The following is a 21265-nucleotide window of genomic DNA, read 5'->3' on the forward strand; positions in this document are numbered from 1 at the left end:
AACTCTACCGTGATCAGTCGGCGTCCGCTCGCGTCAGAAGTGATCGATCATGTAAGCCGCGGAGTTGAAGGCGGCGTCGAGGGCGTCGTCGGTCTCGGCCGACCCGCCCGTGAGCCGTCCGGACCGGCGGAGTGTGGCAGCGGGCACGCCCGCGAAAAGTGCGGACAGGGCGCCGATGGTGAACCGGGACGGCGCTCCCTGTCCCGGCGGGAGTTCCGCAGCAGAACCTGCGGCGGAAGCCGTACAGGAGCCTAAAGCGACCTGGAGCCGCCACGTGCCGGAGTTAGCGGGGCGCTGCGGGTCGTCGACCTCGACGACCGTGTCGAGCGAGACGCCGATGGGAAAGCCGCGCTGCTGGATGGCGGACGGGAGGTCGATCAGACGGAACATCCACCTGACCTGCTTGACCTCGTCGGACGATCGCTCGCGCAGGAGCCACAGCACCGGGTCGTGGGGCTCCACGCAGGCCTTGACCGACTTGGCGATGGACGACGCCGTGCCGACGAGCGACCACAGCGCCCGTGCGGTGGCCTCCGAGCCCGCCACGAGGTTGTCGACCTCGATGTCCCCGCCGCTCCAGCGGTAGATCACGTAGCCATCGTCGGCGAGGTAGCAGAAGTCGTCCTCGTCCTCGAGCCAGAGTCGCCAGGTCCGCTCGTCCCAGCAGAGCGGCCCGGAGGCGCGTGTCGAGGCGTAGACGCGCTCCAGCAGGGCCATCACTTCCGGCGCGTCGTCGGGGCCCATCCGGCGGAGCTTCACCGCGGCGGCCGCGCTGTCACGGGCTCCGAGGGTGCGGAGGGCCTCCGTCGGCAGAACGGCCTTGAGCTGTGCTCCGCCGTGTTCCCACCCCATGCTGCGGTAGAGCGGCGTGGTCGCCGGGTAGAGCGCGGACACGACGTGACCCAACTCCGCGCTGCGGTCGATGACGCCGGCCATGAGCGCCCGGCCCACGCCGCGGCCTCGTTCCTCGGGCGCGACGGTCACACTGGCGACGCCGCCCATGGACATGGGACGTCCGTGCCACCACTGGGTGTACTGATTGATCCGCGCGGTCGCGATGAGCCTGGTTCCGTCAAAGACGCCCAGGTATCGACCCTCGGTCAGGACCGGCACGATCATCTTGCGCCAGGTCTCCGCGTCGGCCGCTGAGATGGGGCCGAAGGCGCGCTTCCGGTTGTCGAGCACCGCGTCAAGGTCGTCGGTCGTCAGGTCACGAATTTCCACAAAGGACAAAGCTATGCCGTACCGACCGGAAACGGCGAACCGTTTAGCCGCTCCTTCCCATGCCGCCCCTTCTGATCACGCGACATGGCCGCCGGCCTGCTACGAGCGCACGGGGCGGGCACCGGATGCACCGATGCCCACCTACGCAGCCGGGCGGGGGCCGGGCCCCGGCTGGCCTGCGCGCCGTTTTCAGCTCAGCCCCTTGCTCCCTGATCAGGTCAGCCCCTTGTTCGCCTATAAGCGAGCGGCGGAGGACGGCTGGTGGCACCGCCGTGCTCCCGCCCCCTCTGCAGCCGTGAACGGGTCCCCGTGTACGGCTGCTCCGAACGGCCCTTCCTTGCTGAGTTGCCGGGGCTCGTTAGGTAGATCTTTTGGACAGCGCTCCGACCTGCGGTTTTCTAGTGGATCAAGCTCGGATTTGTCGTAGGTGCTGGATAGCGTGAGGGCAGTTCTCGGGACGGCTCGGATGCGCGGGGAGGTGCCTTTCGATGGTCGGACCACCGATCGACCTGCTGGGTTCCCTTCGTACGGCGGGCGCATCCAAGCGCAAGCTGCCCGAGATCCTCAAGGGCACTGTGCTGGACCCTGACTACGTCCCACCGCAGCGCTCGGCCGACGCCCCGGCCGACGAGGCGTACCGGCAGTTCGTCCGGCGGCGCTCCACCGGCACTGGCGCATCGGATCCTTCCGCGAGCGGTGATTCCGCCCCTTCCGGCAGTGAGTCCTTCGACAGTGAACCCTCCGGCGGTGAACCGTCTGGCGGGTATGAGCCTCCTGCCGGGTCCACGGGTTCCGGAGAGCCAGGGCTATCTATGGGTTCTGGACCGGCGGAATCGGACGAGCCGGTGAGGTCGGCAGATTCAGGCGACCCGGCCGGGTCGCCGGGAGGGTCGTCGGGGTCGGGCGGGCCGGTGGGCTCTGGGGTGCTGGTGCCGGAGTTGCGGGAGCTGGCGTCCCGGCTGGCGGTGGCTGACCTGCCCGGCACCGCCGCCATCTGCCTGGCCGAGGCTGAGGAGTTGCTGTACGCGCGGGACCGGTTGGTCTCGGCGGTCGCCGCGCGGGTGGGCCGGGTTCACGCCACCGGGGAGGCCAAGAGTGTTGGGTATGCCTCGACGGGGACGTGGCTGCGTGGCGCGGCGGGGATGACGGGTGCGGGGGCGTCGCGGCTGCTCCGGCTGGCCACGGAGCTGGCGCGGCTGCCTGTGGTGCGGGGGCGGTTCGCGGCCGGCACCCTGGCTGAGGGGTCGGTTGATGCGATCACCCAGGTGACCTCCGGGTTGACCGATGAGCAGGTCGGGCTGGTGGAGCAGATCCTGGTGGACCTGGCCGACCATGCCACCCCGGCCGAGATCGCCAAAGCGGGACGGTACCTGCGCGAGCTGCTGGATCCCGGCAGCCTGGATGATGAGGCGGATGCCGATTACGCGGCGCGGTTCCTGCTGGTCCGCCCCTCCTCCACCGGTGGGGTGGAGGGAGAGTTCCGGCTGCCGCGTGAGGCGGCCGCCCGGCTGCGGGAGTTCCTGGCCGCCTACGCCCGCCCCAAAGGCAAAGACGATGACCGGCCGCTGCGGGTGCGGCAGGCTGATGCACTGGCGGCGCTGTTGAGCAAGAAGGTCAGCACCGAACTGCTGGTCCTGGTCCGCGCCGAATCCCTCCCCGACGACCCCACCCCCACCAACCCCACCCCGGACAACCCCGCCGGCTGCGATCACAGCACCCCGGCCACCCACCCCACCGCCCACCGCGCCGCCGACCCCAACGCCCACCGCGCCGGCGACACCAACGGCGACCGAGCCGGCGACTCCACCGGCGGCGATCACACCGGCTCAGGGGCGGCCCCCACCGCCGACACCGACGACGCCCCTGACCCGCACGACGGCCTGGACGACGACCCCACCGGGGGCGACCGCGCGGACACGAGCGCGGAGACGGGTGTGGACCCGAGCGCGGCGGCGGGTGTCGGCAACGACGTAGGCGCGGGTGCCGGTGCGGACGCTGGCGGCGGCGCGGGTGAGGGGGTGGGGGATGCGGCGTGTGGGAGGTGTGGACACCACCCCGACCGGCTCGCGCCCGGGCTGCTGATCGCCACCGGGCAACTGCTGCCGATCTCCGACGTGCACCGGCTGGCCCGCACCTCCCGCCTGGTCCGCATGGTGGTGAACGCCAAGGGGCAGGTCCTGAACATGGGCCGCGCGGTACGGCTGGCCACCCCCGCCCAACGCCAGGCGTTGATCGCCCGCTACGCCACCTGCTACTGCGACGGCTGCGCGATCCCCGCCGACATGGCCGAGATCGACCACGTCAACGGGTGGATCAACGGCGGCGCTACCGACCTGGAGGACATGGCTCCCGCCTGCACCTGGCACAACCGCGACAAAGCCGCCCACCCCGACCGCTACACCACCCACCGCAACCCCGACGGCACCTGGACCCTCACCCACCTCGGCAGAAAAGGCCGCTACGCCGCCCGATTCCGAACCTGAGCAGGCAAGGCGACGCACACACGCAGCGGGTTCCGCTGGAGCACGCTGGGCCTCCTGACCCGCCGCACGGCCATGTACAGGCGTGGAAGCGCCTCCCCTGGCGCATGGATGGCATGGAGGCGGTGCCCACCCGGCGTTGGCGCCGCGATACGCGCCAGCGCCCGTATCACCAGGCGCAACTGCTACCGCCGCCCTGGCGTTAGGGCGCAATAGGCCTTGGTGCTGCGTGCTGAAACGTGGAGGGGGTTGCCAGCCTGGCGTTGGCGCACCGCCTGGTGTGGGCGACGGCCACGCCAGGTGGTGCGGTTGACAACGGTGGGCAGCACGACGCCCGTCCTCGTGTCCAGCAGGCCCATGTTCCGTGGGCTCTCACCAGGGGGACGAGCGCTCAGGAACAGACGAACACCCAGGGACTAGACGTCGAGCTTCTCCATGACCTCGTCGCTGACGTCGAAGTTGGCCCAGACATTCTGGACGTCGTCGCTGTCTTCGAGAGCGTCGATGAGGCGGAAGACCTTGCGCGCGCCTTCCTCGTCGAGCGGGACGTTCATGGTCGGCATGAAGCCGGCCTCGGCCGACTCGTAGTCGATCCCGGCGTCCTGCAGGGCCTTGCGGACGGGGATGAGGTCGGAGGCCTCGGAGACGACCTCGAAGGTGTCACCGAGGTCGTTGACCTCCTCGGCGCCGGCGTCGAGGACGGCCATGAGCACGTCGTCCTCACTCAGCTCGCCTTTGGGGACGATCACGACGCCCTTGCGGTTGAACATGTACGACACCGAGCCGGGGTCGGCCAGGGAGCCGCCGTTGCGGGTGAGGGCGACGCGCACCTCGGAGGCCGCACGGTTGCGGTTGTCGGTGAGACACTCGATCAGCACGGCCACTCCGCCGGGGGCGTAGCCCTCGTACATGATGGTCTGCCAGTCGGCGCCGCCGGCCTCAAGGCCGCCGCCGCGCTTGCGCGCCCGCTCGATGTTGTCGATGGGGACGGAGCTCTTGCGGGCCTTGGTGATGGCGTCGTACAGCGTGGGGTTGCCGTCCGGGTCGGGGCCGCCGGTCCTGGCCGCGACCTCGATGTTCTTGATGAGCTTGGCGAACAGCTTGCCGCGCTTGGAGTCGAGCGCCGCCTTCTTGTGCTTCGTCGTCGCCCATTTGGAGTGGCCGGACATCGCCTAGAACTCCCTCACCATTTCGACAAAATACGAATGAACCCGCGCGTCGCCGGTCAGCTCCGGGTGGAAGGACGTCGCGAGCAGAGGTCCCTGACGGACCGCGACGATCCTATCCCCAGGTTCGGTTCTGCCCAGCACCTCGACGTCCGGGCCGACGGATTCAACCCAGGGCGCGCGGATGAACACGGCCCGCATCGGGCCTCTGGAGGCGAAGTCGAGGTCGGCCTCGAAGGAGTCGACCTGGCGGCCGAAGGCGTTGCGGCGGACCACCATGTCGATCCCGCCGAGGGTCTGCTGGCCGTCGATCCCGCCCTCGATGCGGTCGGCCAGCATGATCATCCCGGCGCAGGAGCCGTACGCGGGCATGCCCTCCTTGATCCGCAGCCGCAGGGGCTCCAGCAGTTCGAACGCGGTCGCGAGCTTCCACATCGTGGTGGACTCCCCGCCGGGGATGACGAGGGCGCTGACCGCGTTGAGCTCCTCCTGGCGGCGTACGGCGGTCGCCTCGGCGCCCGAGGCTTCCAGGGCGCGGATGTGCTCGCGCACGTCGCCCTGGAGGGCGAGCACGCCGATCTTCGGCGCAGAGGTCACAGCGGTCCCTTCGTCTGGTGGCCGATTCAGCGTATGGCCATGTCCGGCAACCGCCCAAACCGGCCGTTACGCCGCCGCGGCGGGCGTGGCGTCCTGGAAGGTGCGGCCCACGTCGACGTGGTCCAGCGCCGCGAGGTGGCGGCGGCGGGTGACCAGGACCGCGATCCCGGCGAGGCAGCACACGGCGCCCAGATAGTACGGCACGGCCGGGCCGGCCTCCTCGCCGAGCTTGGTCGCGATGTACGGCGCGAGCGCGCCGCCGAGCCAGCGGACGAAGTTGTACCCGGCGGAGGCGACGGAGCGTGGCGCGTCGGAGACCTTCATGGCGGCCTCGGTGAAGATCGTGTTGTTGAGCCCGATGGGGATCCCGCAGAGCACGGTGAAGATCACGATGCCCGCGTGCCCGGACAGGGCGATGCCGACCTGGAACACGGCGAGGACGGCCAGCGAGAGGCACAGCACCCGCACCGAGCCGAGGTGGCGCTGGAACCACGGCGCGGCGAAGACGGAGGACAGCGCCACGCAGACGCCCCACCCGAAGAACACGGCGCCGATGCCGTACGCGGTCATGCCGAGGATGAAGGGCGTGAACGCGAGCACGGTGAAGAAGGCGAAGTTGTAGAACAGCGCGGTGAACGCGGTCGTGGACAGGCCCCCATGAGCGAGGGCGCGGATGGGCTCGCTGAGCCGTGTCCTCTTGGCGGCCCTGGACGTCTCCTTGAGAAGGGTGACGATGAGGACGAAGCCGACGGCCATCAGCGTGGCGGTGCCGAAGAACGGCGCCCGCCAGTTCCATTCGCCCAGCGCCGCCCCGAGGAGGGGTCCCGCCGAGATGCCGAGACCCAGCGCGGCCTCGTAGAGGATGATCGCCTTCTCCGCTCCCCCGCTGGCCGCGCCGACGATCACGGCGAGGGCCGTGGCGACGAACAGCGCGTTGCCGAGCCCCCAGCCCGCGCGGAAGCCGACGAGCTGCGCGACGCTGCCGGACGTGCCTGCGAGGGCGGCGAAGAGCACCACGAGGGAGAGCCCGAGGAGCAGCGTCCGCCTGCCGCCGACGCGGCTGGAGACCCAGCCGGTGATCAGCATGGCGACGGCGGTCACGAGGAAGTAGCTGGTGAACAGTAACGACACCTGGCTGGGGGTGGCCTTCAGGCCCCTGGCGATGGACGGCAGGATGGGGTCGACCAGGCCGATGCCCATGAACGCGACCACCGCGGCGAAGGCGGTGGCCCAGACGGACACGGGCTGGCGGAGCATCCCGCCGCTCTGCGATGGCATGCGTGGCTCTCCTTCAGAAGATGAGGCCGAAGGTCAGGCCCGGCCCAGCTTGGCCAGGGCGGGAAGGGCAACGGAGATGGCCGACCGCTCCTCGGGGGTGAGGGTTTCCAGCTGCCGGGCGAGGTAGGCGATCCTGGCCTGCCGTACGCCGCGCAGGCGGGACCTGCCTTCGCCGGTCAGCTCGACGGTGCGGACCCGGGCGTCGGAGGCGTCGCTGCCGCGCGCCACCAGCCCGGCGTCCTCGAGCCGGTTGATCTGCACGGTCATGGTGGGGAGCTGGACGCCGTGCTCCTCGGCGAGCTCGGTCATCCGGCGGGGGGCGCCTTCGAGGGAGCCGAGCACGGAGTACTGCTGCGAGGTCACGGGCTGTCCCGCGGTCGTACGGCGGAGCAGCATCACGAGGTGACGCAGCTCGCGCGACAGGCTGTCGGCCAGAGATCCGGTGTCGTCCGTCGTCATACTTAGGCAGTCTAACTTAGCTAAGCTAACTATTCGTCAATAAGGAATCCCAGGGCAGGCTTACGCCCTGGGATTCCCTACGTCATCAGGCCGGGATGAGGCCGGGGATCTACCAGCCGCGCTCGGCGAGGCGGTGCGGGGCGGGGATCTCGTCCACGTTGATGCCGACCATCGCCTCGCCCAGGCCCCGCGACACCTTGGCCAGGACGTCCGGGTCGTCGTAGAACGTCGTGGCCTTGACGATGGCGGCGGCGCGCTTCGCCGGGTCGCCGGACTTGAAGATGCCCGACCCGACGAAGACGCCCTCGGCTCCGAGCTGCATCATCATGGCGGCGTCCGCCGGAGTGGCGATGCCACCGGCGGTGAACAGCACCACCGGCAGCTTGCCGGTCTTCGCGACCTCGGCCACCAGCTCGTACGGCGCCTGCAGTTCCTTGGCGGCGACGTACAGCTCATCCTCCGGCAGGGAGGTCAGGCGCTTGAGCTCGCCACGGATCTTCCGCATGTGGGTGGTGGCGTTGGAAACGTCGCCCGTGCCCGCCTCGCCCTTGGAGCGGATCATCGCCGCGCCCTCGGTGATGCGGCGCAGCGCCTCGCCCAGGTTCGTGGCGCCGCAGACGAAAGGCACGGTGAACTGCCACTTGTCGATGTGGTTTGCGTAGTCGGCCGGGGTGAGCACCTCGGACTCGTCGACGTAGTCCACGCCCAGCGCCTGCAGCACCTGGGCCTCGACGAAGTGGCCGATCCGGGCCTTTGCCATAACGGGGATCGACACGGCGTTGATGATGCCGTCGATCATGTCGGGGTCGCTCATGCGGGACACGCCACCCTGGGCGCGGATGTCGGCGGGCACCCGCTCCAGCGCCATGACGGCGACCGCTCCGGCATCCTCAGCGATCTTGGCCTGCTCCGGGGTGACGACGTCCATGATGACCCCGCCCTTGAGCATCTCGGCCATGCCACGCTTCACGCGGGCGGTGCCGACGGCGGTGGACTCGTTGACTTCGGGGGTGCTGCTGGACACGGTGCTACCTCACGACGGCGGGTATGGATTCCCCTCCATGGTAGGTCCTGGCCAATCCCTCCCCTGACGTTCCACTCTGTCAGGGTTGATCACTGTTTTTGTACTATTCGCCCATCAGGGCGCCACGGGCTTCCGCGACGCGAGGACGACCCACACCTGTCCACGGGCGAACGGCATCGGCTTGCCGTCGGCCGTCGTGTACGTGGTGCCCTTCTCCTCGGAGGCCCGCGACCAGTTGACCTTGTAGGCCTGGCCGTCCCGGAGCACGACGCCGGTGCCCTTGCCCACCGTGTGGACGAGAGGCGTGTAGCTGCCGTGGAAGTCGTGGAACTGGGACCTGTCCGTCTTGACCCACTGGACCACGACCGTGGGGGCGCCCTGCTGGCCGCCCTCGGCGGCCATGTCCTTCGCCCCGTCCTGCGTGACGAGCCATCGCTTCTGCGCCGCCGACCAGGTGAACGTGAACCGCGCCGCCGGGTAGCGCACGCTGACCTGCTTCTGCGGGACGCCGCCGGCCGGCGGTTCGTCGGAGAACACGAAGCCGATGTCCTCGGCCTTGCCGGCCTTCGGCGCCTTGGCGAGCAGCTTCTTCGGGGTCCCGAACAGGTTGTACGGCGCGACCCGGCCGGGCACGCGGGAGTACGCCGAGAACGCGCTGCTGTCGGACACGTCCCACAGCGAAGCCTTGCGCACGAACGGGATCATCTTGGTCTGCACGCCCGAGTAGGCCAGCGCCGGCTTGCCGAACATCGGGAGGATGTGCAGGTCGGAGATGCGCGCGCTTCTCACCGGCCCGACCTGGGCGGGCAGCTTCGAGCTGAAGATGGCCATGAGCCGGGTCAGGCCGCCCTCGACCTGCTCGATGAACACGATGTCGGCGCTGCGCAGGCCCATCTGGGGCTTGCCCGCCGAGGTGTTCTCGATCTTCACGGCCAGCACGGGCCTGCGCTCGGCCACCGGACGGCCGGTGAACGGGTGCTCGGGGGGCGCGGTGGGCGACGGGGAGGCCGAGGCGGACGCTCCCTGCGACGGCGTGCCGGGCGCGCCGCCACTGGAAGAGCACGCCGTCCCGGTGAGGGCGACCCCCAGGATCACCGTGAAGCCGATCACTGCCCGCACCGCTCAGCTCCTCCCGATGGAGACCCCGCGAGCAGGCAGGACGCACCTGGTTCGCACGGACCACATGGCGAACACGCCACAAACACGCCACGAAACGGCATGAGCTTACCGGCGAACCATGACGTGTCCTCCACCAATCGGCCACAACGGCCTATTCCGCGGCGAGTGAGTCCGGCGGGGCGTCGTCGATCTCGAAAAACTGGGGGTAGTCGGTGTGCCCGGCCAGCCGCAGCGTGCGGGCCAGCCAGCGACGCTGGGCCGTACGGGTGACCGCGACGGCGTTGTTGAAGAACCGGCGGGAGTAGACGACCTTGGCCACCGCCGTGTCGAGCTCCTCCATGAGCGCCGTGCCCGCCGGGTGCTCGGCCAGCTTCTCCCGGAACCGCTCCTGGCCGACGACCGCGCGCAGCGTCTTGGACAGGTCGCTCTCCGCGTGCTCCCGCTCGTCCGGGCCGGCCGTACGGGCCTCGTGGGCGCCCGCTGCGAGCACGAGCGACGTCGCGGGGTCGAGGATGCGCGACCCGGCCAGCTCCAGGCAGACGGCGGCGCGGCGCAGCAGGGCGGCGTCGAGCGCGGCCTGGGCCGTCTCCAGCCGGATGTGCAGGCGGTCCAGCCGGCCCGCCCGCCAGGAGATGTAGACGGCGGTGAGCACGACGAGCACGCCCACCACGAGGATCAGGATCGTCGTCGTTGTCACGCGGTGTCCTCCACGACCCCGGCGGTGGCGTGCGTCACGGTCTCGTAGACCCGCACGACATCCCGGGCGACGGTCGACCAGTCGTACTTCCGGACGGCGCTGCGGGCCTCGTCGGAGAGCTTGGCCCTGCGGGCGGGGTCGTCGAGCAGCCGCGCGGCCTCCTTGGCGAGGGCCGCGGCGTCGCCGGTCGCGAACAGCGCCCCGGCCTGCCCGTCGCCGAGCACCCGGCGGAAGGCGGGGATGTCGCTCGCCAGGATCGGCGCCCCGGCGGACATGGCCTCTGTCAGGACGATGCCGAAGCTCTCGCCGCCCAGGTTGGGCGCGCAGAACACGTCCACGGAGTGGTAGGCACGGACCTTGTCCGCCTCGCTCACCATGCCGAGGAGCCCCACCCGGTCGCGGTACGGCTTGGGCACCCGGCCGAGCACGTCGTCGGGGTCTCCGGGACCGGCGATCAGCAGCCTGAGGCCGGGCCGTTCGGGCGCGAGCAGGGAGAAGGCCTCCAGCAGCACGGGAAGGCCCTTGCGCGGCTCGTCCATCCGGCCGAGGAACCCGATGACGTCGCCGTCGGGGCCCCATCCTGGGAGCGGCGTCGCCGCCGCGTACCGGCTGACGGTCACCCCGTTGGGGATCAGCACCGCGTCGCCGCCGAGATGCTCCACGAGGGTCTTCCGGGCGGCGTCGGAGACCGCGATCCTGGCGGTGATCTTCTCTAGGGCGCTCTGCAGCATGGGTGCGGCGACCGACATGGCCCGGGAGCGCTCGTAGGAGGCGTGGAAGGTCGCCACCATCGGCCCGCGCGCCACCCAGCAGGCCAGCACGCCGAGGGACGGCACGGCGGGCTCGTGCACGTGGAGCACGTCGAACCCGCCCTCCCTGATCCACTTGCGGACGCGGTTCATCGAGAGGAAGCCGAACGCCAGCCGCGCCACCGACCCGTTGTACGGCACGGGCACCGCGCGGCCGGCCGAGGTCACGTAGGACGGCAGCGGGGCGTCGTCGGCGGCCGGGGTGATGACCGACACCTCGTGGCCGTCGGCGATGAGCGCCTCGGCGAGGTCGCGGATGTGCGCCTGCACACCTCCGGGGACGTCCCAGGTGTACGGGCAGACGATGCCGATCTTCACGGCGCTCCCCCGGGACGGGGTTCCCATTCGTCGAGCAGGTCGTCGAGCCAGAGGCGCTGGAGCATGTGCCAGTCCTCCGGGTGCTCGGCGATGCCCTTCTCGAACACGGCCGCCATGCTCTGCGTCATCGCGACGACCTTCTCCTGCCGCGTCCCCTCGGCCGGGACCGGGATCTCCTCATGGATGTGGATGCCCCAGCCGTCCCCCTCGAACCAGATGACGGCGGGCAGCAGCGCGGCACCTGTCTGGATCGCCAGCAGGGCGGGGCCCGCGACCATGCGGGTCCGGGCGCCGAAGAAGTCGACCTCCACGCCGGAGGCGGTCAGGTCGCGCTCGGCGGGCAGGCACACCGGCCGTCCCTCGCGGAGCCGCTTGGCGAGCGTGCCGAAGGCCATCGCGCTGCCGCCGCCCTGCTTGGTCAGCGGGAGGACCTCCATGCCGAGGCCCTCCCGGTACGCGACGAACCGCTCGAACAGCGACTCGGGGCGTAACCGCTCCGCGACCGTCGTGAAGGGATGGCCCTTGTGCACGAGCCACGCGCCGGCCACGTCCCAGTTGCCCATGTGGGGCAGGGCCATCACCGCACCGCGGCCCGCGGCGAGGTTGTCGAAGATCTGCTCGGCGCCGATCGCGTAGGTGCCCTCCAGGATCCGCTCGCGGCTCATGGAGGGAAGGCGGAACGCCTCCATCCAGTAGCGGAAGTAGGAGCGCATCCCGGCGCGGCTCAGCTCGCGGACGGCCGGGGCGGCGGCGTCCTCGCCCACCACCCGGGCCAGGTTGGACTCCAGGCGCCGCACCAGCCTGCCCTGCCTGCGCCACAGAACGTCGGCCAGCGCGCGGAAGAACCACGCGGCGAGCCGTTCCGGCACGTGCCGTACGACCAGCCAGCCCGCCGAGTAGGCGGCCGCCACGAGCCGGTCGACCAGCGGCACGCGGGGGTGGGGACTCCCCGGAGTGCCGGCCGCGCGCGTCATCTCACCACCGCCTGCCGGTAGACATGGATCATGCGCTGGACGACCGTGACGGCGCTCGCCGCCGCGAGCAGCCAGAGCCCGATCGCCAGGACGTACGGCACGCCAAGCCCGGATAGCCCGGCCGCGACCAGCACGACGACGAGCCGCTCCCCCCGCTCGGCGATGCCCACGTTCGCGGTCATCCCGAGGCCCTCGGCCCGCGCCTTGGCGTACGACACCAATGCTCCCGCGACGAGACAGAACAGCGCGACGCCCGCGAGGACGATCTCCGGCTCGTCCTCCAGGACGAGGTAGAGGATCAGCCCGGAGAAGACCGCGGCGTCGCCGAGACGGTCGAGCGTGGAGTCCAGGAACGCCCCCCAGGTGCTGCCCTTACCCGTCATCCTGGCGAGCACGCCGTCCAGCATGTCGGCGAGGACGAACACAGTGATCACCACGGTGCCGAGGAAGAGCTGCCCGCGCGGGTAGAAGACGAGGGCGGAGACGACCACGCCCAGGGTGCCCACGATGGTGATCATGTCAGGAGAGATCCCGAGGCGGGCGAGCGCACGCCCCAGCGGGGTCATGACACGGGTGACGGCAGGGCGCAGGACTTTCAACATCGCCGTCCGATCGTAGGCCATGAACGGCACGCCGAGCTCGCAAGCACATTCCGGCGAAATGTCTTGTGATATGCGCCACATGGGTAAAGGGTGAAGAACACGCGCCTGCGAGGCCGCGCGGAGATGACCTGCAGTGAGACGTGCGGTGAAACCCGACGTCGCATCCCGCGCGGGCTCCGCGAGGGCGGGGCCACGGGCGCGGACAGCGACGGCACGAGCGGCCGGCGCGGGGCACGCGCGACGCGCCCATCCCGACCGCTCAGACACGCGGGAGGCGATGTGGCCGAAAGATCAACCGGCGCGGCAGCGGGAGCCGCCGGCAGGGCACCTGCGGCCGATCGGCCGGACATGGTACGGAATGTCGTGCTGGTCGGCCATTCCGGAGCCGGCAAGACCACCCTGGTCGAGGCGCTGCTCGCGGCGACGGGCACCATCCAGCGCCCCGGGCGGGTCGAGGACGGCACCACGGTCAGTGACTTCGACGAGGTGGAGGTGCGCCAGCAGCGCTCCGTCAACCTGTCGGTCGCCCCGATCGTGCACAACGGCATCAAGATCAATCTCCTCGACACCCCCGGTTACGCGGACTTCGTCGGCGACCTGCGCGCCGGGCTGCGCGCGGCCGACGCGGCGCTGTTCGTCGTCTCGGCGGCCGAGGGCGTCGACGGCCTGACCCGGATGCTCTGGGAGGAGTGCGGCCTGGTCGGCATGCCCCGCGCCGTGGTCATAACCAAGATCGACCACCAGCGGGCCAACTTCGACGAAGTCCTCGCGAGCTGCCAGGACGTCTTCGGCGAAGGCGTCGCGCCCCTCTATCTTCCCGTGAACGGCACGGGCCTGCTGGGCCTGCTCTCGCAAAGGTTCTTCGACTACAGCGGCGGCAGCCGTACCGAGCGGGAGCCGGACGCGGAGCAACTCGGGCTGATCGAGCAGTACCGGAGCGAGCTGATCGAGGGGATCATCCAGGAGAGCGAGGACGAGTCCCTCATGGACCGCTACCTCTCCGGGGAGGAGATCGACACCAAGGTCCTCATCGACGACCTGGAGAAGGCGGTCGCGCGGGCCAGCTTCTACCCCGTCCTGGCGGCCGGGCCCGGGGTGGGCATGCGGGAGATCCTCGAAATCGTCACGCAGGGCTTCCCGTCGCCGCTCGAACACCCGCTTCCCGAGATCACCACGATCGACGGCAAGCCCGTGGCGAACATCTCCGCCGACCCCGACGGGCCGCTGGTCGCCGAGGTCGTCAAGACCACGAGCGACCCCTACGTCGGCCGGATCAGCCTCGTCCGGGTGTTCTCGGGCACCCTCCGCCCCGACATGGTCGTCCACGTCTCCGGGCACGGCCTCGCCGACCGGGGCCACGAGGACCACGACGTGGACGAGCGGATCGGCGGCCTGACCTCGCCGCTGGGCAAGATCCAGCGCTCGCTCGCCAAGTGCGTCGCGGGCGACATCTGCGCCATCGGCAAGCTCTCCCGCGCCGAGACCGGCGACACGCTGTCCGACAAGGAGCGCCCGCTGCTCATGACGGCGTGGACGATGCCCGATCCGCTGCTGCCCGTCGCGATCAGGGCGAAGTCGAAGGCCGACGAGGACAAGCTGAGCCAGGCGCTCGCCCGGCTGGTGGCCGAGGACCCGACGCTCCGGCTGGAGAACAACGCCGAGACCCGCCAGCTCGTGCTGTGGTGCATGGGCGAGGCCCACGCCGACGTCCTGCTCGACCGCCTGGCCAAACGGCACGGCGTCGAGGTGGAGAAGACCGACCTGCGGGTGCCGCTCCGGGAGACCTTCGGCGGCAAGGCCCAGGGCACCGGGCGCAACGTCAAGCAGACCGGCGGCCACGGGCAGTACGCCATCTGCCACATCGAGGTGGAGCCGCTGCCGTCCGGCGGCGGGATGGAGTTCGTCGACAGGATCGTCGGAGGCGTGGTGCCCCGGCAGTTCATCCCGTCCGTGGAGAAGGGCGTCCGGGCGCAGATGGAGCGCGGGGTCGTCGCCGGATATCCGGTCGTGGACATCCGGGTGACGCTCTACGACGGCAAGGCCCACTCGGTGGACTCCTCGGACATGGCCTTCCAGATCGCGGGGCAGCTCGCGCTGAAGGAGGCCGCCGCGAAGATTCAGGCCCTGCTGCTGGAGCCCGTCGACGAGGTCTCCGTCCTGGTCTCCGACGAGTTCGTGGGGGCCGTCATGTCCGACCTCTCCTCGCGCCGGGGCAGGGTGCTCGGAACCGAGCCGGTCGGCACGGGCCGCACGCTCGTGAAGGCGGAGGTGCCCGAACTGGAGATCACCCGGTACGCCATCGACCTGCGCTCGATGTCTCACGGCACCGGGACCTTCCATCGCACATTCCTGCGATACGAACCGCTGCCCTCCCATCTGGCCGAAAAGATGGCCGCCACGGCCGACTAGCACTTTCTTCGGCGTTTCCCGGGTGCCGGAGTTTCACCGGGCCGGCGCCCGGGGAATCCCATTACGTGCCTCCCGTCACATCCGCATCACAACACGATTTCTTTTTTCGGGCGAAACCATCCATTTGCCGATGTAAGACTGATGGCCGTATGCATCGGGAAATCGGGAGGGCCGCCACGTGACCGAACGGGGCCACAGACACGTCCGTCGCGCCTTGATCGCCACGACCGTCGTCGCGGCGGTCACCACGGGCGCCGCCTACACTTTCGGACCCGGGGCGCAGGCCGAGCAGGCGGGCAAGACCGAGCAGGCGGGTAGGACGGAGCGGACCGGTAACGAGACGGCCACGGGGAGGTCGGCGCGCACCGGGACGTCCGGGTCCTCGGGCGCTTCCGGCACTTCCGGCGCGTCTGGCACGGCGGGCTCCGGCGCCTCATCGCGGGCGGCCGAGGCGGTCACGTGCACGACCAGCGCCCGGTATCGCAAGCGCCAACTCCGGGGCGTCTGGATCGCCACCGTGCACAACCTCGACTGGCCCTCCCGCGCCGGCCTGTCCGCCGCCCAGCAGCAGGCGCAGTACGTCAAGATCCTGGACAACGCGGTCAAGCGCCGGTTCAACGCGGTCTTCGTGCAGGTGCGGCCCGCGTCCGACGCGCTCTACCGGTCGTCGCTCGAACCGTGGTCCGAGGTTCTCACCGGCACGGCGGGCAAGGACCCGGGCTGGGACCCGCTGCCCTTCCTGGTGGACGAGGCGCACAAGCGCGGCCTGGAGTTCCACGCGTGGTTCAACCCGTTCCGGGCCGGCTTGTCCACCGACCTGTCCCGGCTCCCGGCGTCCCACCCCGCCCGGATCCACCCGGACTGGGTCGTCAAGCACGAGGGCGGGCTGTACTACAACCCCGGGCTGCCGCAGGTGCGCGACTGGGTGACCCGGGTCGTCACCGACGTGGTCCAGCGCTACGACGTGGACGGCGTGCACTTCGACGACTACTTCTACCCCTATCCCGGGCAGGGCACGCGGTTCGCCGACCAGGCGGCCTTCAAGAAGTACGGCAAGGGGGCGAAGCTGGCCGACTGGCGGCGGGACAACGTCAACAGGCTCGTCGCGCAGGTCTCCGCCGCCGTGCACACGGCCAAGCCGTACGTGAAGTTCGGCATCAGCCCCTTCGGGATCTGGCGGAACAAGGCCGAGGACCCCGCCGGGTCCAACACGAAAGGCATGTCCGCCTATGACCAGATTTATGCCGACGCGAAGGCGTGGATCAAGGCGCGGTCGGTCGACTACCTGATCCCCCAGCTCTACTGGCCGCGCGGCTTCGCGGTCGCCGACTACGACACGCTCGTGCCGTGGTGGGCGAACGCGGTGAAGGGCTCGGGCGTCGACCTCTACATCGGCCAGGCCCTCTACCGGGTGGGCACCCGGGACACCGCGGCCTGGACCAAGGCGGCGGAGATGCCCTCCCACCTGCTCGTCAACCAGAAGTACCCCGAGGTCAGCGGCGACGTCTACTTCAGCGCCAGCCAGCTCGTCCAGAACCCGCTCACCGTCCTTGACCGCCTCGTCACGCAGCACTACAGCAAGCCGGCGCTGCTCCCCCTCCTCCCGCTGCTCAAGGACAGGGGATTCGACACGAAGGCGCCCGCCGCCCCGCGCGGGGTGCGGAACGCCGGCGGCACGCTCCAGTGGCAGGCGCAGCCCGACGCCCGGGCGTACGCGGTCTATCGGGTCGACGGCAGGGCGGGCGACTGCTCCTTGGCCGACGCGCGCAACCTGGTGGCCGTCGTGCCGGGAAGCGCCGCCCCGTCCTACGTCACCAAGGACCCCGGGACCTACTACGTCACCGCCCTTGACCGCCTCAACAACGAAAGCGCCCCCACCCCCGGGGTCCCCGGAGTGTGATGCTCGCGCGTGATCATGTCGTGATCATGCACGGGTTCCGGGGAACGGCTTCCCACCTGCCCCAACCCCCATCGGTGATCATGCACGGATTCCCGTTGATGGCGCTTGGCCTGGCAAACGCTCTCCGTGATCTGGCACCTGCATGATCACCGATTGCGTCAGACCGGCGCAAAGGGCCTTTCCGGGAACTTGTGCATGATCACGTACAGGGTTGACGCTGGTCCGGTAGCGTGGACGCGAAAATCCGCATGATCACGCCGGAAGCGGCGGCGCGTGCCCGCGCCGGCGGAAGCGGTGAACGTGGACGGGGTACACGTGTTGCCCCTACGGTGGCCCCTTGCTCTCCTTGAGAGGGGGAGCCCGACTTCGGGGAGGTCTCGGTGAGGCGTGCGCTGGTCGCGCTGGTGATGGGCATGCTGGTCGGCCTGCTCCTGCCCACGAGTTCCGCGATGGCGCACGCGGCCGGGGCCGCCGAGGCCGCCGGGGGCGAGGCCGTACGGGCTCAGGGGGGGCAGGTCGTCCTCATCGGCGTGCCGGGCCTCATGTGGAGCGACGTCACCCCCTCCGACACGCCGAACCTCTGGAGCCTCGCCGGATCGAGCGCCCTCGGCTCGCTCTCCGTGCGGACCGTGGGCAACATCACCTGCCCGTACGACGGGTGGCTCACCGTCTCGGCGGGAGTCCGGTCGGCCGTGGGGCACAGGTGCGGCCTTCCGCCCGCCCCGGCCCCGCAGGGCGAGGGCGCCGTCGTACCCGACCTGAGCCTCCTCCCTGACGAGAGCAGGCGGTACGCGGGCACGCTCGGCCAGGCCGTCCACGACGCCCGGCAGTGCACGATGGCCGTCGGCCCGGGGGCGGCGCTCGCCCTGGCCGACCGGCAGGGCAAGGTCGACGTGTACGCCGGCACCCCGGCCAAGGTCGCCGACTGGGCCCGCTGCCCGGTCGTCGCGGTGGACCTCGACGACGTGGCCGCGCCGTACATCGAGGACGGCAAGGTCACGCTCACCACCGAGAAGCTCGCTCCCGAGGCCCGCCGGGCCCTTGTCCGCGCGGCCGACGCGAAGCTCGCCGCCGTCCTCCCCCACCTGCGCGCCAGCACGATCCTCGTCGCCGGGCTCTCCGACCACGGCCCGGTCCCGCACCTCCGCGCGGCCATGCTGTACGGCCCGGCCCTGAAGACGGGCGGAGCTCAGGCCTTCACGCTCGGCGCCCGGTCTACCCACCGCGACGACATGTTGATCGTCCCGGACCTCACCGCCACAATGCTGAACCAGGTCGCCGGCTCCGTCCCGGCGACGGTCGTGGGGGTGCCCGCCGAGACCCACGCCGCCGGTGAGCGGACCGTGGCGCAGCGGGTCGACGCGCTCAAGATCGCCGATGTGGCCGGCCAGACGATCAGGAACATGGGCGGCGTCTTCTTCACGTCCCTGGCCGTTCTCCAGGTGCTGTTCTACGTCACCGCGTTCCTGCTGCTGCGCCGCCGGGAGGGCCTGGGCGGGGTCCGGATCGCCGCGGTCGCACTCGCCTCGATCCCCGTCTCGACCTACCTCGTCAACCTGACCCCGTGGGCGCGTACGGCACAGCCGACGCTCGTGCTGGTGGCGGCAATCCTGGCGACGGCGGCGGTGCTGAGCGTGATCGCCCTCGCGGGGCCGTGGCGCAGGAGCGTGCTCGGGCCGCCCGTGGTGGTCGCGGCCGTCACGGCGGGGGTCCTGCTCGCCGACCTCCTGACGGGCACGCCGCTCCAGCTCAACAGCGTGATGGGGTACACGGGCGTGGTCGGCGCCCGCTACTACGGCCTCGGCAACATCCCGTTCGCGCTGCTCGCGACCGCCGTCCTGCTCGTCACGACGGCGATCGCCGACGGGCTCGCCCGGTCGGGCCACAAGGTCCTGGGCGTGGGCCTGGTGGCCGGCCTGGGCTGCTTCGCGATGCTGCTGGACGGCTGGCCGGGCGTGGGCAGCGACTTCGGCGGCGTGATCGCGTTCGTGCCGGGCATCGCCGTGGCGGCGCTCCTCGTGGCCGGCAAGCGGGTCTCGGTCGTCAGGCTCGGAGCGTTCTGCGTGGCGGGCGGCGTCGTCGTCATGGCCATCGCCTACCTCGACTACCTGCGTCCCGCGGCCGACCAGACCCATCTCGGGCGGTTCGTCGGACAGGTCCTCGACGGCACGTTCCTGCCGGTGATCTCGCGCAAGCTCGGGGCGATGCTCCACACGCTCATCAGCCCCAACCTGATGCCGGTGGTCATCGCCGCGTTCGCGTTCCTGATCTTCGCGCTGTTCCGGCCGGGAGCGGCGAGCGCGGGCGTGCTCCCCGTGGCGTTCGAGCGGGCGCCGATGCTCAAGGCGGGCCTGCTGGGCGCGCTGGTCAGCGGGGTGGTCGGCATGCTGGTCAACGACTCGGGGGCCGCCGTGCTGTCCATGGCGCTCGCGCTGGCCGTCCCGCTCGTCCTCAGCGCCGGGATCCGGGCCCTCCAGGTGGGCGAGCCCGTCTCCGGCCCGGCACCCCGGCCGGAGCCCAGCCCCGCGCCCTGACGCCGTCCGAACCGCGCCGATTCGACCCGGGCCCGATCTAGGCACGGGCCCGATCTAGGCACGGGCCGGGGGCCGAGCGAGGGCGTCAGGAGACGGGCCAGGCGTCCGCCAGCAACTCCCGGGTGTCGCGCAGGAGCTGCGGAAGGACCTTGGTGTGCCCGACCACGGGCATGAAGTTCGTGTCGCCGCCCCACCGGGGCACCACGTGCTGGTGCAGGTGGGCGGCGATGCCCGCCCCCGCCACGCTGCCGAGGTTCATGCCTACGTTGAACCCCTGGGCTCCGCTGGCCTTCCTGAGCGCCTGGGTCGACCGCTTGGTGAACTCGGCCAGCTCGGCGGTCTCCGCCTCGTCCAGGTCCGCGTAGTCGGCCACGTGCCGGTACGGGCAGACCATCAGATGGCCGGAATTGTACGGGTACAGGTTGAGCACGGCGTAGACGGCGGAGCCGCGGGCGACGATCAGGCCGTCCTCGTCCGGCATCTTGGGGATCTCGCAGAACGGGCAGCCGTCGTTCTCCCCCGACCCGCTGGGCTTGTTCTCGCCCTTGATGTAGGCCATCCGATGGGGAGTCCAGAGCCGCTGGAAGTTGTCGGGCACCCCGACGCCGCCCTGCTCGATCGGGTCTGAGCTCACGGTCGCCCTCTCCTCCTTGTTCGCCGTCCCCTGTTGGTCGGCTGGGCCACGCTGCCGGATCGCCGCACCTGCCGCATGTGAAGCAGCATATGACGCACGGATCTCCCCATGTCGGCCGGGCTTTATGCGGGACAAAGCATTCGATCTTCCGGCAGAATTCCGCTGCGCGGAGCCCGCGGGGGCCCTCAACCGCCGAGGAGTTGCACATGACCGACGTCGTCGCAGTGGAGTCGATCCATCCCTCCGGAGACCACGATCCCGTCGAGGAGCCGGCCGGCCACCAGGTCGAGCAGCAGGTCGAGCAGCAGGTCGAGCAGCAGCTCGAGCGGGAACTCGGCCGGCAGCGGGACGAGCAGGCGGACGAGCAGGCGGACGAGCCGGTCGGCCGGCTCTTCGGAGAGGCCGGCACGCCCCGCCAGTCCCCGTACGGCACGCAGGAGCAGGTCAGCAGGATCCAGCCCGCGGCGGACCCGCTCACGGCCGCCGTCGTCAAGGGCCGGATCAAGGTGGCCGACGAGGTCGTCGAGAAGGTCGCCGCGCTCGCCGCGCTGGAGATCCCCGGCGTCGCCGACCTCGGCGGCGACCTGGAGCGGGCGTTCGAGAACGTGCGCGACCGCATCGGGCTCGGGACCAAGCGGGCCAACCAGGGCGTCCGGGCGCAGATCCAGGACCGTCAGGTGGCCGTGGACGTCACCATCGTCATCGAGTACGGCCATGTGGTCATGGAAGTGGCGAACGAGGTCAAGACCAATGTCGCCAGGTCGGTCAGCCGGATGCTCGGCATGCGGGTGGTCGAGGTCAACGTGACCGTGGACGACGTCCGCCTGCCCGGCGAGGTCGCCGTGTCCTCCACCCACCAGGACGACGCCTTCTGAGGTCCAGGGGCTTCTCAGGTCTCAGGGTTTCTCAGATCCGGTACGGCTCGCTCCCACAGGGGCGCGAGCCGTACCAAGAGGAGCTGACACGGAACCTGTGCATGATCACACCGGATGTTGTGGCCGGTCAGCCCCTGGATCCGGGCATTCGTGCATGATCACGCCG

At 70.6% G+C, this 21265-nt stretch carries 17 protein-coding genes; 5 read left to right on the forward strand and 12 right to left on the reverse strand.

Annotated features, from left to right (window positions below; translation table 11 throughout):
- Positions 1-33: 33 nt before the first annotated feature.
- Positions 34-1224: an enhanced intracellular survival protein Eis gene (eis, locus tag N5079_RS29365; protein WP_261587394.1), complete on the reverse strand. Its 1191-nt coding sequence runs from the start codon at positions 1222-1224 to the stop codon at positions 34-36.
- A gap of 488 nt (positions 1225-1712) precedes the next feature.
- Here eis and N5079_RS29370 point away from each other — a divergent pair, with 488 nt between their 5' ends.
- Positions 1713-3707, forward strand: a complete 1995-nt coding sequence (locus N5079_RS29370) for a DUF222 domain-containing protein (RefSeq protein WP_261587395.1) — start codon at positions 1713-1715, stop codon at positions 3705-3707.
- A 413-nt stretch (positions 3708-4120) separates the two neighbouring features.
- On the opposite strand, the gene N5079_RS29375 is transcribed toward N5079_RS29370, so the two are convergent.
- From N5079_RS29375 to pgsA, 10 genes are all read right to left on the reverse strand, one after another.
- Positions 4121-4873: a YebC/PmpR family DNA-binding transcriptional regulator gene (locus N5079_RS29375; RefSeq protein WP_261587396.1), complete on the reverse strand. Its 753-nt coding sequence runs from the start codon at positions 4871-4873 to the stop codon at positions 4121-4123.
- A 3-nt stretch (positions 4874-4876) separates the two neighbouring features.
- Positions 4877-5467, reverse strand: a complete 591-nt coding sequence (pdxT, locus tag N5079_RS29380) for a pyridoxal 5'-phosphate synthase glutaminase subunit PdxT (RefSeq protein WP_261587397.1) — start codon at positions 5465-5467, stop codon at positions 4877-4879.
- 66 nt (positions 5468-5533) lie between these two features.
- On the reverse strand, positions 5534-6745 hold the full coding sequence (locus tag N5079_RS29385) for an MFS transporter (RefSeq protein ID WP_261587398.1): 1212 nt from the start codon (positions 6743-6745) through the stop codon (positions 5534-5536).
- 33 nt (positions 6746-6778) lie between these two features.
- Positions 6779-7204, reverse strand: coding sequence for a MarR family winged helix-turn-helix transcriptional regulator (locus tag N5079_RS29390; protein ID WP_261587399.1), 426 nt, complete (start codon positions 7202-7204; stop codon positions 6779-6781).
- A gap of 109 nt (positions 7205-7313) precedes the next feature.
- Complete coding sequence (gene pdxS / locus N5079_RS29395; RefSeq protein ID WP_261587400.1) at positions 7314-8228, reverse strand: pyridoxal 5'-phosphate synthase lyase subunit PdxS; 915 nt, start codon at positions 8226-8228, stop codon at positions 7314-7316.
- 114 nt (positions 8229-8342) lie between these two features.
- Entirely contained in the window at positions 8343-9347 is a 1005-nt protein-coding gene (locus tag N5079_RS29400) for a DUF3048 domain-containing protein (protein ID WP_261587401.1), read from the reverse strand.
- Positions 9348-9498: 151 nt separating this feature from the next.
- A complete protein-coding gene (locus N5079_RS29405; protein WP_261587402.1) occupies positions 9499-10044 on the reverse strand; it encodes a hypothetical protein in 546 nt (181 codons plus the stop codon).
- Positions 10041-11171, reverse strand: a complete 1131-nt coding sequence (locus N5079_RS29410) for a glycosyltransferase family 4 protein (protein ID WP_261587403.1) — start codon at positions 11169-11171, stop codon at positions 10041-10043. The genes N5079_RS29405 and N5079_RS29410 overlap by 4 nt, the downstream gene beginning before the upstream one ends.
- On the reverse strand, positions 11168-12145 hold the full coding sequence (locus tag N5079_RS29415; protein WP_261587404.1) for a phosphatidylinositol mannoside acyltransferase: 978 nt from the start codon (positions 12143-12145) through the stop codon (positions 11168-11170). The genes N5079_RS29410 and N5079_RS29415 overlap by 4 nt, the downstream gene beginning before the upstream one ends.
- A complete protein-coding gene (gene pgsA / locus N5079_RS29420; protein WP_261587433.1) occupies positions 12142-12747 on the reverse strand; it encodes a phosphatidylinositol phosphate synthase in 606 nt (201 codons plus the stop codon). Before pgsA ends, N5079_RS29415 begins: the two co-directional genes overlap by 4 nt.
- A gap of 279 nt (positions 12748-13026) precedes the next feature.
- On the opposite strand from pgsA, the gene N5079_RS29425 reads away from it, so the two are divergent.
- From N5079_RS29425 to N5079_RS29435, 3 genes are all read left to right on the forward strand, one after another.
- Entirely contained in the window at positions 13027-15156 is a 2130-nt protein-coding gene (locus N5079_RS29425; RefSeq protein WP_261587405.1) for an elongation factor G-like protein EF-G2, read from the forward strand.
- 178 nt (positions 15157-15334) lie between these two features.
- The gene (locus tag N5079_RS29430) at positions 15335-17056 is read left to right on the forward strand and encodes a glycoside hydrolase family 10 protein (protein ID WP_261587406.1); all 1722 of its coding nucleotides are present in this window, start codon (positions 15335-15337) and stop codon (positions 17054-17056) included.
- 380 nt (positions 17057-17436) lie between these two features.
- Complete coding sequence (locus N5079_RS29435) at positions 17437-19590, forward strand: hypothetical protein (protein ID WP_261587407.1); 2154 nt, start codon at positions 17437-17439, stop codon at positions 19588-19590.
- 85 nt (positions 19591-19675) lie between these two features.
- Here the strand turns inward: N5079_RS29435 and N5079_RS29440 are convergent, their stop codons facing one another.
- Entirely contained in the window at positions 19676-20224 is a 549-nt protein-coding gene (locus N5079_RS29440; protein ID WP_261587408.1) for an HIT family protein, read from the reverse strand.
- 206 nt (positions 20225-20430) lie between these two features.
- Here N5079_RS29440 and N5079_RS29445 point away from each other — a divergent pair, with 206 nt between their 5' ends.
- A complete protein-coding gene (locus tag N5079_RS29445; RefSeq protein WP_261587409.1) occupies positions 20431-21099 on the forward strand; it encodes an Asp23/Gls24 family envelope stress response protein in 669 nt (222 codons plus the stop codon).
- Positions 21100-21265 lie beyond the last annotated feature (166 nt).

It is taken from the genome of Planotetraspora sp. A-T 1434, from assembly GCF_025420585.1.
Classification (GTDB): domain Bacteria; phylum Actinomycetota; class Actinomycetes; order Streptosporangiales; family Streptosporangiaceae; genus JAOEGB01.